The following is a 15,312-nucleotide window of genomic DNA, read 5'->3' as shown; positions in this document are numbered from 1 at the left end:
CGGTCCACCGACTGGCGCGGCCCGCACCCCACCACCCCCCACACCGCGGGCCGCGCCGCCCCACCCCCACGACGACCGTTCACCCCAAGGACTTTGAGGAGAGGGCATGTCCCCGCGTACGAACGAGAGCGCGCCGGAGGGCGAGCCCGACGAGGTGACGACGGCCGACCCACAGCCTCCGCACGACGCTTCCGAGCCGGCGCCCGAGCCCGAAGCCGAGCTGCCGGTGGCCGAGGATCACTTGCCCGAAGCCGAAGCCGAAGCCGAGCCGCCCGTGCCCGAAGACCACTTGTCCGTGGCGGAAGACCACCCGCCCGTGGCCGATGAACGCGTCGCCGCCGTCCGGCGGGTGTCCGCCTCGACACGTCGCTGGCGGGCGGTCCAACTCGGCCTCTGCGCCGCCTCGTTGGCTCTCGCTCTCACCGCCGGGGCCGTGATCGTCGGGGCCCTGCGGGACGGCTCGGGCACCGCGGTCGCCGCCGCGACCGGCGCCGTGTCGCCGGAGTTGCTGGCCGGCGGGGACCTCGACGCCAGCATCACCTCGCTGCAGGCCCATCTCCGCACCCAGCCCAAGGACTTCGACAGCTGGGCCACCCTCGGACTCGCGTACGTCGAGCAGGCCCGCACCAAGGGCGACCCCTCCCGCTACCCCCAGGCGCAGCAGGCACTGGACCACTCCCTGAAGCTGCGTCCCGACAACGAGTCGGCGCTCGCCGGCCGCGCCGCCCTCGCCGCGGCGCGGCACGACTTCACCGGCGCCCTGACCTACGCGGACAAGGTGCTCAAGGAGAACCCGTACAGCGAGCGCGCCCTCTCCTCCCGTATCGACGCGCTCGTCGAACTCGGCCGCTACGCCGACGCCTCGAAGGCCGCCGACCTGGCCGACTCGCGCCGACCGGGCGTCCCCGTCTTCACCCGGTACGCCTACGTCCACGAGCTGCGCGGCGATGTGTTGACCGCCCGCCGCGTCCTTCAGCAGGCGCTCGACACGGCGACGAGCCGGGGCGACGTCTCGTACGTGGCGGCGGCGCTCGGCCAACTCGCCTGGAACCAGGGCGACTACGACTCCGCACTGAAGTACTACGCCCGAGCCCTGGCCGCCGACGACAGCTACCTCCCCGCGCTCGAAGGCCGCGCCCGCGCCCAGGCCGCGAAGGGCGACCAGGCGGCGGCGATCAAGGGGATGGAGCAGGTCGTGGAGCGCTACCCGCTCCCCCAACCGCTGGTCGAACTGGGTGAGTTGTACGAGGCGCGCGGCCGGGCCGGCGACGCGCAGAAGGCCCGTGACCAGTACGCCCTGGTGACCGCCTGGGTCTCGCTGGCCCACTCCTACGGTGTCAACGCCGACCTGGACACCGCCCTCGCCGCCGCCGACCACGGCAACCGGGGCGACGCGCTCAAGGCGGCCCGCGCCGAGTGGGCCCGCCGCCACACCGTGCACACGGCGGACGCGCTCGCCTGGGCGCTGCACGTCAACGGCCGCGACAAGGAAGCTCTGCCGTACGCCCGCCAGGCCACGGCCACCGGCTACCGCAACGCGTCCTTCCTCTACCACCGCGGCATGATCGAGCGCGCCACCGGTCATGAGAAGGAGGCCCGCGCCTCGCTGAAGTCGGCCCTCGACCTGAACGCGGGCTTCTCACCCCTGGGTGCCCGTGCGGCTCGCAAGGCTCTGGGGGAGGGCAAGTGAGGCCCGCTCGAACGCACGGCCTGCGGGCGAAGTCCCCGCGGGGGAGGTCGCGTCGGCTGTTGGCCTCCTGCGCGGCCGTCCTCACCGCCGCCTGCGCCCTCGTCCTCGTCCCCACCGGGGCCGCGAGCGCGCATCCGCTCGGCAACTTCACCGTCAACCGGTACGACGGACTCGTCGCCGCCCCCGGGCAGCTGCGCGTCGACCACGTCGAGGACCTCGCCGAGATCCCGGCCACCCAGGCCAAGCCCGACCTCGAGAAGCTCGGTATGACGGACTGGGCCCGGCAGCGCTGCGAGACGGCCGCGAACGGCAGCAAGGTCACCGTCGACGGACATCCGGCCACGCTCTCCGTCGCCACGAGCCGAGCGAAGCTGCGCCCCGGACAGGCCGGGCTCAACACCCTTCGTGTGGAGTGCCGGTTGACGGCCGCGCTGCCCAAGCAGAGCACGGTCTCGCTCGGCTTCCACAGCGCAGGTGCCGACCGGGGACCCGGCTGGCGCGAGATCACCGCGCGCGGCGACCGGATGACGCTCACCGCCTCGGACGTACCGACCAAGTCGGTGTCGCGCGAATTGACCAGTTACCCCAAGGCACTGCTCTCCTCCCCCGCCGACACCGCGACCGCGTCCCTGCGGATTCGCCCCGGCGGCCCCGCCCTCGTCGAGGAGCGGACGCAAGCCCCCGGCGCCTCCGTACTGCCCCGGGGCGCCGACCGCTGGACCGAGGCGCTGAACAACCTGGTGGCCCGCCATCACCTCACCGTCGGCTTCGCCGCGCTGGCCCTGCTCATCTCCGTGTTCCTGGGCGCCATGCACGCGCTCGCGCCCGGTCACGGCAAGACCCTGATGGCCGCGACGGCCGCGGCGCGCGGCGGCAAGGCGGGACTGCGGGACGTCCTGCCGCTGGCCGCCTCCGTCACGGTCACCCACACCCTGGGCGTGGTCGCCCTCGGCCTCCTGGTGACGGCCGGTTCGGCCGCGGCGCCCTCCGTGATCGCGTGGCTCGGCATCGCCAGCGGCGTCCTGGTGACCTTCGCGGGTGCCACGCTCGTACGCCGGGCCTGGCGCAACCGGCCGCGGCGACCCGGACTTGAGCACGCCCACGACCACGCTCACGGACACGCGCACGACCACGCCCATGACCACGCTCACGCCCATGACCACCACGCGCACAGCCACGCTGACGACCACGAGCACGAGCACGGCCACGAGCACGCCGAAGAGCGCGAACGCCCCCTGGTCCTCGCCCACGCCCACGCGTCCGCCGCGACGGCAACGGCGACGGCGACGGCGACGGACAGCAAGCCGCACCCACACGGGCACGAGCGCGGACATTCCCACGACCACGACCACGGCCACGACCACGACCACGCCCATGGCCACCACCACGACCACGCGCACCCTCACCCCCACGCGCACGACCCCGCCGTCTCCCCCACCCTCGAACACACCCACGGCGGCTTCACCCACACCCACGAGGTGGCCCCCACCCTCCGCGGGACGATCCTGCTCGGATTCGCCGGCGGACTCGTGCCCAGCCCCTCCGCCGTGGTCGTCCTGGTGGGCGCGGCGGCGCTGGGACAGGCGTGGTTCGGCCTCCTTCTCGTCCTGGCGTACGGCGTCGGTCTCGCCCTGACGCTCACGGCGGCCGGGTTCGCCGTCGTCAAGCTGGGCGACGGGATGAACCGGGCGCTGGCGAAGCGTCCCCGGTGGGCAGGGGGACCGGCCGCGGCCCTGATCCGCAGGACCGCTCCCCTGGGTTCGGCGTTGATCGTCGTCGCCCTGGGGGCTGGATTGGTGTTCAAGGGGGCGGCATCCGCACTCGGCTGAGCTACTTTTGGGGAGAAATCACGCGAAGAGACATCGCGAAGAGACATCACGCGGATGCACAGCGGATACGAATGGGGGACACCCGTGTCCGAAGAGCCGGGCAGTGAACGTGTGATCGCGGGCCGCTACCGCCTCCTCTCCCCCTTGGGCGAGGGCGGTATGGGGACCGTGTGGCGCGCCCGTGACGAGGTGCTGCACCGCGAGGTCGCCGTCAAGGAGGTCCGTGCGCCCGCCGGGATCCCGGCGCACGACGTGGAGCGGATGTACGCCCGGCTGGAGCGCGAGGCGTGGGCCGCGGCCCGGGTCGCGAACCGCAATGTGGTGACGGTGTACGACGTGGCGACGCAGGACGGCCGCCCCTGGATCGTCATGGAACTCGTCCGTGGCATCGCCCTGTCCGACCTGCTGGACTCCGAGGGCCCGCAGTCGCCGCAGCGCGCCGCCGACATCGGCGCCGAGGTGCTCTCCGCCCTGCGGGCCGCGCACGAGGCCGGGGTGCTGCACCGCGATGTGAAGCCGGCGAACGTGCTGCTGTCGAACGAGGGCCGGGTCGTCCTCACGGACTTCGGTATCGCGACGGTCGAGGGCAGTTCGGCGCTGACGATGACGGGCGAGGTCATCGGTTCGCCCGAGTTCCTCGCCCCCGAGCGGGCGCTCGGCCGTACGCCCGGGCCCGAGTCCGACCTGTGGTCGCTCGGCGTCCTGTTGTACGCGACGGTCGAGGGCAACTCGCCCTTCCGTCACAACACCCCGCTGAGCACGCTGCGGGCCATCGTCGACGAGCCGCTGCCGCCGCCGCGCCGCGCGGGGCCGCTCGCGCCCGTGATCGAGGGTCTGCTGAGGAAGGACCCGGCCGAGCGGCTGAGCGCCGCACAGGCGGAGAGCGATCTGCGGCTCGTCGCCGCGGGCGGCTTCCCGGCCGCGGGACCGCCGTCGCCGACCGCACAGTCGCCGACGATCTCCTCGTTCTCCCAGCCCGCGCAGCCGCCGCCGGGATTCGGACCTCCCCTGCAGCCGTCCCGGACCTCTCCGCAGGGACCGCGGCCGGGTTACACGCCGTATCCGCCGCACACCGACACCCCCACCTCCACGGAGCCCGTACGCAACCGGCGCGCGGCCGCCGCCGTGATCGCGGGCGTGATCGCGCTCGCGCTCGCGCTGGGCGGACTGACGTACGCCTTGGTGAACCGTGACAACGGCGGCGGGAGCAGCAACGACAGCAGCAGCGGAAGTGGCACCAAGAGCGGTTCCGACGGCGGGAGTTCACCGTCCGCGAGCAGCAGCAAGGGCAACACGGCCGCACCGGGCGGCTCCACGCCCCCGGCCAGTCCGTCGAGCAGCGCTTCTGCGAGTTCACCGCCGGCCCAGTCCGTGCAGGTGACGGTCGCGGGCGCGCACACCGACTACTCCGGTTCCTGCCCGCCGCCCCAGGCCCAGGCGCCGACCTTCACGGCGACCTTCACGGTGGGCCGTGTACCGGTGGACGTCCAGTACCGCTGGGTGTTGAGGACGGGCGAGGTGTCCGACCCGGGCTGGAAGACCCTGTCGTTCTCGTCGGACGGTGGCAGGACCAAACAGAAGTCGATCTTCTTGACGACGTACAACGCGAGCGGGATCTTCCAGAACGAGATCAGCGTGGAGGTGCGCAGCCCCGTCCGGACGACGTCCAACTCGCTGCCGTTCTCGGTGACGTGTGTGACGGAGACCCCGTCGGACGAGGCCTCCGCTTCCACGTCTCCGTGAGGGGCGGTCAGGCCGCCGAGGTGAAGATCGGCAGATAGCCGCCGGAGTGGCCGGCCGCGGTGGGGTGGTACGACTCGGTGATGTTCAGCAGGTTCAGGCTGTGCAGCCAGGCGCTGCCGGAGCAGAGCTCGTGACCGGTGAACGTGCTCCTGACGTCGCCGAAGGTGAAGCCGTGGTCGGCGGCGCGCTTGGCGATGGCACTGTCCAGGTAGTCGGCGGCGCCGTTGATCGCGGCGCGCTTGGTGTCGGAGAGGCCGAGGCAGGTCGCGCCCAGTTTGTAGAACCTGGGGTAGCCGAGGACGACGACATGGGCGGCGGGCGCCTTCGAGCTGATCGCGGAGTAGACGGAGTCGAGTTGGCCGGGGAGCGTGGAGTCGACGTATGCCTTGGCGGTGGCGATGCGGGACAGGCAGCCGCTGTCGGACTGGAGCACGCACGTCGTCATGACGTCCGCGAAGCCCGCGTCGTTGCCGCCGATGCTGAGGGAGACGAGGCCGGTGGAGGAACTGAGCGGGCCCAACTGGTTCGCCAGGACATCACCCGTACGGGCGCCCGAGCAGGCCGTGAATTCGAACGACGAGGGTGAATGGGCGGCGGCCCAGAGGTAGGGGTACGCCTTCGTGCTGCGCAAGCAGTCGCCGCTGGAGCTGAGGTAGCTGCCCGCGCCGACACCGGACGAATAGGAGTCGCCGAGGGCCACATACCCGGTGGCCGCGGCGGTTCCGGACGCCTGCGCCGTCGCGGCCCCGGTGAGGGCGACGCCGACGGCGAGGAGGAGTGAGGTCACGTATGCCGTAATTCGGGAACGTCTCATGGAACCTCCCTTTAGCAGGATCTCTGCCACAACTGTCGTAGCAGCTACGCGTGTTGACAGGAAGTGTCCATGCCAAGACTTTTCGCCCCCCGCGGCCGTCGCCCGTCGTGCTGACGGGGCGTCAACTCCTTTAGTCACGCCCGCAGATGGCTGCCCAACGGCCGTGTGCCGATACGGGTCGCGCCGGAGATCGCCCCGCGAGGCCCTCAACTCGCCCGCCCCACAGCGCGGTTCCCCGGAGGCGACCGGCGTCTCCGGGGAACACGCGGTGAACACTCGCGTCACATGTTTGAAGTCGGCCAAGAAGCCCCCATGGGCGCCTACCGCATCTTGACGGCCCCCAGCCCGCTGCGCGACATTGAAGCCCGGCATCCGGCGCTTCGGGGGGCAAAGTCGCCAATGCAGACCATAGGTATCAAGTCACCTTCATCAGACAGTGACAAGCGGTCGGGACAGGATCCGGGGAGGGACCTGGTCCCACTGCTCGTGGGCATGGCGGTAGCCGTCGCGGGGGTCGGTGCGGTACTCGCGCTCGCCGACGCGGACTCTTCCCTGCGCGGCCCGTTCACGCTCTTCTTCCTGCTCGCCGCACCGGGAGCCGCCATCGGGGTCGCGCTGCGCGGGCTGGATCCCTTCGCCCGCACGGTGGTGTCCGTCGCGGGAGCGATCGCCGTCGACCTCCTTGTCGCCCAGGGCATGCTGGCGGTGCACCGGTGGTCGGTCCGTGGCGGAATCGTTGCCGTGACGGCGATCAGCTCTCTTGTTCTCCTTCTGGTGGTGGCACGGCGACTGCGCAAGCGGATGGGGAAAATCCGTTCGAGTCGTTAGGTAACGGCCAAACCAACAAAAACGTGAGACGTCGTTCCAGGACTTGCCATATGGGCGTAATCGTCAATACCGTCATACAACTCACCCGCATCGGACCATCACGCACATGCGATCTAGGGGAGGGCTCAAGATCGCGAAGAGGGTCCGGCGCGGGGCGCGGTAGGGGGGTGCCGTGCTCGGTGACCACACTTGTGCCGAGTCGTGCCGCGCGACCGGTTTCCGCATCCGGAATTCCGTCCTCGGGCTTCCGTCTTCGGACTTCCGCCTTCGGAATCGGCCAGCTTTGCCAGCTCACCCGGCATGCACGGAGATCCATTTCGTCATGCCGTAAGTGAGAACCCCCCTTTCGAACCGGACTAAAAGCCGGACCGCCCAGGGGCGGGCGGTCCACCGGACGAGAGGGACCAGACTCATGAGCTCAGTCCTGCGCCCAGCCGTATCGGGCGAAGATCCGTTAATGGCCGGCAAATATCGGCCGATCTCCTCTCACCTGGCCATCGCGCCACCGGTGAGTGTCGTGATTCCCGCCATGAATGAGGCGGAGAATCTCCCGTACGTCTTCAAGACCCTTCCCGCCTGGATACACGAAGTGGTTCTTGTCGACGGCAATTCCACCGACGACACCGTCGAGGTGGCCCGTGAACTGTGGCCCGAGGTCAAGGTCGTCGAGCAGCAGGGAAAGGGCAAGGGCGACGCCCTGATCACCGGATTCGAGGCGTGCACCGGCGACATCATCGTTATGGTCGACGCGGACGGCTCGGCCGACGGCCACGAGATCGTGTCGTATGTGTCCGCGTTGGTGTCCGGGGCGGACTTCGCCAAGGGCTCGCGGTTCGCCAACGGCGGCGGCACCTCCGACATGACACCGATCCGCAAATTGGGCAACCGAGTGCTGTGCGCGGCCGTCAACGCCAAGTTCGGCGCCCGCTACACCGATCTCTGCTACGGCTACAACGCGTTCTGGCGGCACTGCCTGGACAAGATCGAACTCGACTGCACCGGCTTCGAGGTCGAGACCCTGATGAACATCCGGGTGGTCAAGGCCGGGCTCAAGGTGCAGGAGATACCCAGCCACGAGTATCTCCGCATCCACGGCACGAGCAATCTGCGGGCCGTGCGGGACGGGTTCCGGGTGCTCAAGGTGATCATGGGTGAGCGTTCCAACCGGCGTGCTCTGCGCCGCAGGCCGCACGCCGCCCAGCTCGACTCGGGCCAGGGAGAGGTGTCTTGAGCAGTCCCGACATCTCTGTGGTGATCTGCGTCTACACCGAGGACCGCTGGGAGGACATCCTCGCGGCGGTCTCCTCGGTGCGGGCGCAGTCGCTGCCCGCCCTGGAGACGCTCCTCGTCGTGGACCACAACGCCACCCTGCTCGACCGGCTGAGCAGGGAGTACAAGGAGACCGCCGCGGTACGGGTGCTCGCCAACGCGGGCCCGCGCGGCCTGTCCGCGGGCCGCAACACCGGGATCGCCGTCGCGCACGGCGCGATCATCGCGTTTCTCGACGACGACGCCGTGGCCGAGCGCGACTGGCTGCGCCACTTCGCCTCGGGATACGCCGACCCACGGGTCATGGCCGTCGGCGGCCGTACGATGCCGATCTGGGCGTCGGGACGCCGGCCCGCCTGGTTCCCCGAGGAGTTCGACTGGGTGGTGGGCTGCACGTACAAGGGGCTGCCGCCGGGCCGGGTCCAGGTCCGCAACGTCCTGGGCGGAAACGCTTCTTTCCGTCGTACGGCGTTCGACGCGGCGGGCGGCTTCGCGACCGGCATCGGCCGCGACGGTGACAAGCGTCCGCTGGGCTGCGAGGAGACGGAGCTGTGCATCCGCCTCACCCGCGCCCGCCCGGACGCGATCCTGCTGATCGACGACCGCGCGGTCATCCACCACCGAGTACCGGAACCACGCGAGCACTTCGCCTACTTCCGCACCCGCGCCTACGCCGAGGGCCTCTCCAAGGCCCTGGTCGCCCGGAGCGTCGGCGCCGACAAGGGCCTCGAGTCGGAGCGCCGCTACACGACCCGCGTCCTGCCCGCCGGGGTGGCCCGCGGGCTGCGCGACGCCCTGCTCGCCCGCCCGGGCGGCGCGGGCCGCGCGGGCGCCATCGTGGCCGGTGTCCTGACGGCGGCCGGCGGGTACGTGCTCGGCAGCGTCCGGGCCCGCAGGGGCGGTGGCACGTTCACCGTGGCCGAGATCGAGAACGGGACCGAGAGCGGTCCGGGACGCGAGAGGGCGGCGGGCCGGGTGCACGAGGGAGGTGCGAGCCGGTGAAGGACACCCCCGTACCCATCCTCATGTACCACTCCATCGCCGCCGCGCCCAGTGACGCGACGCGTGAACTGTCCGTCGGACCCGAGACGTTCGCCGAGCAGATGGCGCTGCTCGGGGACCAGGGGTTCACCCCCGTCGACACGGCGGCGCTGGCGGCGCGTTGGCGGTCCGGCGGACCGCTGCCGGAGCGACCCGTGCTGATCACCTTCGACGACGGTTACGAGGGCGTGCACCGGCACGGGCTGCCCGTGCTGGCCAAGCACGGCTTCGCCGCCACGCTGTTCGTCTCCACGGGGTGGATCAAGGGCGCGTACGACACCGGAGGCGGCCTCGACGCCATGCTGAGCTGGGCCCAGGTGCGCGAACTCGCCGCCGAGCAGGTCGAGATCGGCGGGCACAGCCACACACACCCGCAGCTGGACCAGCTCTCCGACGACGCGCTCCGGTTCGAGGTGCAGCGCTGCAAGGAGATCATCGCCGACGAACTGGGCAGCCGCCCGGCCTCGTTCGCGTACCCCTACGGCTACTCCAGCCGCCGGGTGCGCCAGGTGGTGCGGGAGACGGGCTTCGCCCAGTCGCTCGCCGTCGGCAACGGCCTGGCGCGCCGCCGCCAGGGTCCGTACGCCCTGCAACGCGTGACCGTGCGCCGCACCACCGGTATCGAGGAGTTCGAGCGGCTCGTCGAGGGCCGCGCGATCGCCCTCAATTTCGTCCGGGACCGCACCCTCACCAAGGGGTACGCCATGGTCCGAAGAGCACGACAGGTCCGCCGGAAGGCCATCCGTTCCCGTGTCTGACACGACGACCACAGCCCAGGCTTCATCGCCCACCGCCGAGGCGCCCGAGCAGCGGACCGGGCGCCGCCTCCGCCTGCCCGGCCGGGGCCGCAAGGACGGCGGCGGCGGAGGCAACCAACTCTTCCGCAACGCCTACGCCCTGATGCTCAACACCGGGATCTCCGCGGTGCTCGGGCTCGGCTACTGGCTGGTCGCCGCCCGCTACTACTCCGACGCCGCGGTCGGCCAGGGCTCCGCCGCGATCGCCGCGATGAAGCTCCTCGCGGGCCTGACCGCGGTGACCCTGACCGGTGCCCTGGCCCGCTTCATCCCCGTCGCGGGCCGCGCCACCGGACGCCTCATCTTCCGTACGTACGCGGGAAGTTCGGTGGTCGTGGCGCTGGCCGCCGTGGTCTTCCTGCTGACGCTGAACGCATGGGGACCCTCGTACCGCTTCCTGCACGGCCCGCTCAACGGCCTCGGCTTCATCCTGGCGGTCGTCGCCTGGTCGCTGCTGACCCTGCAGGACGGCGTGCTGACCGGACTGCGCAGCGCGCTCTGGGTGCCGGTGGGCAACACCGTGTTCTCCGCGGTGAAGCTGGCACTGCTGATCGGGCTCGCCGCCGCGATCCCGACGACGGGTGTCTTCGTCTCCTGGGTCGCCGCGATCGCCCTGTCGGTGGTACCGCTCGGCCTGCTGGTCTTCCGGCGGCTGGTCCCCCGGCACATCAAGGCGACCGAGGAACGCGCGAACCCGCCCACGCTCAAGGAGGTCGGACGCTTCCTCGCCGGCGACTACACCGGCTCGCTCTTCTCGCTCGCCGTGGTCTATCTCGTGCCGGTGATCGTCGCCTCGCAGGTCAGCTCCTCCGACAACGCGTACTTCTACATCACCACGACGATCGGCGGCACGGTCAACCTGCTCGCCATCAACATGGGCGCCTCGCTGACCGTCGAGGGCTCGCACGACCCCGCGCGGCTCGCCGCGAACACCCGGGCCGCGATCAAGCGCATGGCGCGGATCATGCTGCCGGTGTGCGGACTGCTGTTCGTCGGGGCGCCGTTCATCCTGCACGTCTTCGGCGACGGCTACGCGCACGCGGCGACCCCGCTGCTGCGCTGGTTCGCGGTCGGCGCGCTGCTGCGGGTCGTCATGGAGACGTACTTCGCGGTGCTGCGTGCCCAGAGCCGCACGTCCGGACTCGCCTATCTGCAGGGCCTGCTGTGCGTCCTGGTCCTCGGCCTGACGGTGATCCTGCTGCCCCGGATGGGCCTGACCGGGGCGGGCGTCGCGGAGATCTCCAGCCTCGCGGTGATCGTGTCGATCGCCGCGCCCAAGCTGTTCAAGATCGTACGGTCCGCGCCGCCCGCCGAACTCCCGGCGGGCGCGGCGCCGGACGGGGACCTCGCCGACCTGGGTGCGCGCGACGTGGCCGCGGCCAAGCCGCGCGAGGCGAAGCGGGGGCCCGCCTGGGCCCTCGACTCCGACACCCTCGCCCTCGGCGTGCACGTCGACTTCGACCACCAGGAACGCCGCCCGGACGTCCGCCCGGGCCCCGGCACCCCACCCACGGGCACACCCAAGGCACGTCCGGACCACCGCCCGACCTGGGCGCTCAAGCCGCAACTTCCCTCAGTGGGTCTGCCGGTGGAGGCGCGGGAGCCGGGCTCGGAGGCTTCCCTGGGCCCGGCGGAGGCCCCGGAAGTCGACGCTCCCTTCGAGACGGACGGTTCGGACAGCGCCCCGACAGGGGCGCGGGGCGGGACATCAAGCGGCTCCGCCGCGTGGGCGCGATCAGCCACCACCGACCCACAGCCGGCAGACGACACGACCCCACCCCCACCAACCCTCCGCGAACGCCTACGACACCCTTCCAAACCCGGCGTGCTCCTCGGCTTCCTGCTGATCTCCGCACTGCTCCTCTACTGGGTCCCGGTACTGGGCCTCGACGACGCCTCCCTGGACACGATGGGCGGCCTCGGCCTCATCTCCGTCCTGCCGCTGCCCACCCTGATCGGCGCGGCCCTCCTGATCACGGTCTTCGCCTCGCTGCTCTGGATGAACCGCGAACACAGGGGCCTGCTGCTCATCACCCTGCTCGCCACCGTGATCTCCCTGCACGCGCTCCCCGCGGTCATCGAGACCGAGCCGCGGTTCGCCACCGCCTGGCAGCACCTCGGCTTCATCGACTACATCGACCGCACCGGATCCGCGGTACCCGACCTGGACGCCCGCTGGAGCTGGCCGGGCTTCTTCGCGGGGGCCGCGTTCGTCGCCAAGGCCTGCGGTGTCAGCGACCTCACCGAGGTGATCCGCTGGTGGCCGCTGACCATGCAACTGCTCTACCTGGCCCCGATGTTCCTGCTCGTGCGTTCGATGCGGGCGAGCTGGCGCGCCAAGTGGACCGGCATCTGGATCTTCGTGCTGAGCGGCTGGGTGGGCCAGGACTACTTCTCCCCACAGGGCTTCACCTACCTCCTCTACCTCGTCTTCGTGGCGATCCTCCTGGTGTGGTTCCGGGCGCCGCGTGTGCTGTGGGCGAAGGTGCGCCCGGGCGAGGCGGAGGTCGAGGCGACCGACCGGCGCCAGCGGGCCGTGCTCCTCATGGTGCTGATCGGCCTGTTCGCGGCGAGCGTCCCGGCACACCAGCTCACCCCGTTCGTGATGCTCGGGGTGCTCGCGGTCCTCGTCCTCGCGGGCCGCTGCGAACTGCGCGGGCTGCCGATCCTGTTCGCCGTGCTGGTCTGCGTCTGGATCGGCTTCATGGCCGAGCCGTACTGGTCGGGGCATTTCAACGACCTGTTCGGCGGGGTCGGCGGCGTCGGCAGCAATGTGTCGACCTCCGTCTCCGGCCGTATCCAGGGCGGCAGTTCGACGCACAAACTCGTCCTCTACGCGCGTGTGCTGCTCGCCGGCGGTGTGATGGCCTTCGCCTGCTGGGGCTGGTGGCGGCGGCGCGACCACAAGTACCGCGAGCGGTCACTGATCGTCCTGACCTTCGTCCCGTTCCTGGGCTTCGGCATGCAGTCGTACGGCGGCGAGATGGCCCTGCGGGTCTTCATGTTCGCCCTGCCGGGGGCGGCGCTGCTGGCCGGCCTCGCCCTCTTCCCGCGCACCGGCGTCACCGCGAAGGAACGGGAGAAGGACCGGGTGAGCCTCGCCCCGCTGGCCGCGGTCATGGCGGGTCTGCTGCTCATGGGCGGCTTCCTGGTGGCGCGTTGGGGCAACGAGTCCTTCGAGCGGATCCGGCCGGGCGAGGTCACGGCCATGAACTACGTGTACGCGCATGACAAGCCGACCGTACGGCTGCTGTGGCTGAGCAACGACACGGTCAACAACGTGACGCCCGCGATGCCGTGGGGCACCCGGGACATGGAGAAGGTGCAGTACGTGCCGACGCTGGCACCGAGCGACCCGGTGCTGGTGTCCGGGCTGGTCAAGTCGCTCAAGGACGCCGGCCCGAACTCGTACCTGATGATCAACCGCAGCCAGGTGGTCTACCTCCAGATGGACGTGGGCTACTCGGCGACCTGGGAGTCGCGGCTCGTCCGCAACCTCGACGACCGGCAGGACCTGAAGAAGGTCCTCGTCAACGACGACGTGACGATGTACGCGCTGCGCAAGCAGCCCGCGGGCAAGGTGCCCGAGCCCGATCCGGGACCGATCGGCCCGCTGGTCACCTGGACACCGTGGTCGGTCGTCGGCGCGCTGGCGGCGGTGGCGCTCATCATCATGCTGGCGGCGCGGGAGGTCGTACGGGTCGCGGTGCGGCCGAGCGTGCGGCAGCTGCGGTGGCTGCAGAGCAGCTTCTGGTTCTCGCTGCCGCTGCTGGCGGTGCTGCTGGCCTCGCTCGTGCAGCGGTTCCTGAGCATGAAGTAGCACGAGGTCCAGCCAGACGGGGAGTGGCTCACCCGGACCCGGGATCACGGGTTCAGCGGGTGAGCCACTTCACTTCGTAGGCCGACATGTCGAACCGCTTGCCGTCCACCTGCGCGTTGATGGACCGGTTCAGGGTGTTCACGACCAGGACGGCCTTGTCGGTGGCGAGGACGCGGACGTTGGGTACGTCGTCGGGGGCCACGGACACCGTCGCGTACGTGGTGCCGGGTGCGAACGCCCGGCTGAAGCGGGAGACGAGGTCGAGCATGGGCAGGGCCGCGCCGCCGCCGGCACGGTCGGTCGGCGTCCACAGGCAGCCCGCGCAGTCGGTGCCCTTCTCCTTCTCCGGGTTCCAGTAGAAGCCGGAGGTTGCGCCGCCGCGGGCCATGCCGATCAGTCCGGCGGCCTGGACGGCGACGCGGTGGGCCTCGGACCAGCCCGTGCGCTCGTCGTTGCCGTCGGCGGGCTCGACGTAGTACTCGGCCCACCACAGCGGCAGTCCGTGGGTCTGCTCGCGCACCCACCGGCTGACGGCGGTGAACTTGTCGGTGGCCGCGAACTCGTTCGGGAGCAGGTCGTCGTCGTTGGTGTAGCTGGAGCCGTCGACGACGACGAAGTCGGCGCCCACCTTGTTCTTGTTCCAGTAGTCGAAGGCGTCGAGGACCCGCTGGTCCATGGTGCCCCAGGTGCCTTTCAGGGTCGTCGACGCGTCCTCCGTCTGGCGCGGGTCGACGCTGTCCATGACGAGGTAGGGCCCGCCGACCAGGATGTCCTTGTTGACCTTCTTCAGCGCCTTGTAGACGAGGTTGTAGAGCTCGGTGTAGCCCTCGTAGTCCCAGCGTGCCTTGCCGTCGTTCCAGAAGCCCTTGAACTCGTTCCAGACGATGAAGTGACGGACGTCCGGATAGCGCTTGGCGACGGTCGCGGCGAGCGCGGCGAAGTCCGCGTAGTGGGCGCGGTCCGGGGCGGTCTCCAGGGCGGCCTGGCTCCAGTTCGTGTTGTTCGCGCCGGCCTTGCCGCCCTTCATCCAGTCCGGGGAGCAGCACAGGGTGACGACCGGGGTCCCGCCGGACTTCCGCATGAAGTCGATGCGGCGGTCCATCTCGGAGAAGTCGTAGCGCCCCTTGGAGGGTTCGGGGTTGCCCGCCCCCCAGCCCATGATGTGCTGGATCTGCGGCACCGACCGCTTCTCCAGCAGCCCCTCGACGCGCCGGGTGGCCGTGTCACTGCCCTGGTCGGCGCTGTACTGGGTGTGGGTGAAGCCCCAGCCCACCTCGGGTCGCGGCGTTGGGGGCGGGGTGACGGGGGTGCCATGCACCTTGTCCCCGTCGCGGGTGGTGCCCGCGGTGCTCGCGCCGCCTCCGGGCAGGGTGTTGAGCAAGGTCACCACCAGGGCCAGAGCGGCCACTCCCACGCCGAGCAGCGCGGTGAGCCGCCACCGCCGTGCCCCCGAATTCCACCCATGACGTCCCATCAAGGGC

General features: G+C 70.7%; 10 protein-coding genes. 8 read left to right on the top strand and 2 right to left on the bottom strand.

All coding sequences use genetic code 11. The annotated features are described in order from the left end of the window. Positions 1-106 precede the first annotated feature (106 nt). The 3 genes from ACZ7M3_RS19425 (at position 107) to ACZ7M3_RS19415 (ending at position 5,262) form a co-directional block, all read left to right on the top strand. Positions 107-1,690, top strand: a complete 1,584-nt coding sequence (locus tag ACZ7M3_RS19425) for a tetratricopeptide repeat protein (protein ID WP_472064708.1) — start codon at positions 107-109, stop codon at positions 1,688-1,690. Further along, positions 1,687-3,519, top strand: coding sequence for an urease accessory protein UreH domain-containing protein (locus ACZ7M3_RS19420; protein ID WP_472064706.1), 1,833 nt, complete (start codon positions 1,687-1,689; stop codon positions 3,517-3,519). Before ACZ7M3_RS19425 ends, ACZ7M3_RS19420 begins: the two co-directional genes overlap by 4 nt. Before the next feature lie 84 nt (positions 3,520-3,603). Next, positions 3,604-5,262 (top strand): serine/threonine-protein kinase, encoded by a 1,659-nt coding sequence (locus ACZ7M3_RS19415; RefSeq protein WP_472064704.1) that lies wholly within the window; start codon positions 3,604-3,606, stop codon positions 5,260-5,262. Positions 5,263-5,269: 7 nt separating this feature from the next. On the opposite strand, the gene ACZ7M3_RS19410 is transcribed toward ACZ7M3_RS19415, so the two are convergent. Beyond that, entirely contained in the window at positions 5,270-6,076 is an 807-nt protein-coding gene (locus ACZ7M3_RS19410; RefSeq protein WP_472064702.1) for an SGNH/GDSL hydrolase family protein, read from the bottom strand. A gap of 492 nt (positions 6,077-6,568) precedes the next feature. On the opposite strand from ACZ7M3_RS19410, the gene ACZ7M3_RS19405 reads away from it, so the two are divergent. The 5 genes from ACZ7M3_RS19405 to ACZ7M3_RS19385 all read left to right on the top strand — a co-directional run bounded on the left by ACZ7M3_RS19405 (position 6,569) and on the right by ACZ7M3_RS19385 (position 13,831). Further along, the gene (locus ACZ7M3_RS19405) at positions 6,569-6,904 is read left to right on the top strand and encodes a hypothetical protein (RefSeq protein ID WP_315904397.1); all 336 of its coding nucleotides are present in this window, start codon (positions 6,569-6,571) and stop codon (positions 6,902-6,904) included. 412 nt (positions 6,905-7,316) lie between these two features. Next, a complete protein-coding gene (locus tag ACZ7M3_RS19400; protein WP_472064700.1) occupies positions 7,317-8,135 on the top strand; it encodes a glycosyltransferase family 2 protein in 819 nt (272 codons plus the stop codon). Further along, positions 8,132-9,175: a glycosyltransferase family 2 protein gene (locus tag ACZ7M3_RS19395; RefSeq protein ID WP_472064698.1), complete on the top strand. Its 1,044-nt coding sequence runs from the start codon at positions 8,132-8,134 to the stop codon at positions 9,173-9,175. The genes ACZ7M3_RS19400 and ACZ7M3_RS19395 overlap by 4 nt, the downstream gene beginning before the upstream one ends. Further along, positions 9,172-9,972, top strand: a complete 801-nt coding sequence (locus tag ACZ7M3_RS19390; RefSeq protein WP_472064696.1) for a polysaccharide deacetylase family protein — start codon at positions 9,172-9,174, stop codon at positions 9,970-9,972. The genes ACZ7M3_RS19395 and ACZ7M3_RS19390 overlap by 4 nt, the downstream gene beginning before the upstream one ends. Further along, positions 9,965-13,831 carry a lipopolysaccharide biosynthesis protein gene (locus tag ACZ7M3_RS19385; protein ID WP_472064694.1) on the top strand — a complete coding sequence of 1,289 codons (3,867 nt, stop codon included), beginning with the start codon at positions 9,965-9,967 and terminating at the stop codon, positions 13,829-13,831. The genes ACZ7M3_RS19390 and ACZ7M3_RS19385 overlap by 8 nt, the downstream gene beginning before the upstream one ends. Before the next feature lie 52 nt (positions 13,832-13,883). On the opposite strand, the gene ACZ7M3_RS19380 is transcribed toward ACZ7M3_RS19385, so the two are convergent. Continuing rightward, positions 13,884-15,305, bottom strand: coding sequence for a GH39 family glycosyl hydrolase (locus ACZ7M3_RS19380; RefSeq protein ID WP_472064692.1), 1,422 nt, complete (start codon positions 15,303-15,305; stop codon positions 13,884-13,886). Positions 15,306-15,312 lie beyond the last annotated feature (7 nt).

This window comes from Streptomyces sp. NPDC111656, assembly GCF_055656965.1.
This window is presented reverse-complemented; position numbering and strand designations above follow the sequence as displayed.

Coding starts and splice junctions, on each gene's coding strand:
- ACZ7M3_RS19380 (WP_472064692.1), bottom strand. CDS start 15,305: ATGGGACGTCATGGGTGGAATTCGGGGGCACGGCGGTGGCGGCTCACC.
- ACZ7M3_RS19400 (WP_472064700.1), top strand. CDS start 7,317: ATGAGCTCAGTCCTGCGCCCAGCCGTATCGGGCGAAGATCCGTTAATG.
- ACZ7M3_RS19410 (WP_472064702.1), bottom strand. CDS start 6,076: ATGAGACGTTCCCGAATTACGGCATACGTGACCTCACTCCTCCTCGCC.
- ACZ7M3_RS19405 (WP_315904397.1), top strand. CDS start 6,569: ATGGCGGTAGCCGTCGCGGGGGTCGGTGCGGTACTCGCGCTCGCCGAC.
- ACZ7M3_RS19425 (WP_472064708.1), top strand. CDS start 107: ATGTCCCCGCGTACGAACGAGAGCGCGCCGGAGGGCGAGCCCGACGAG.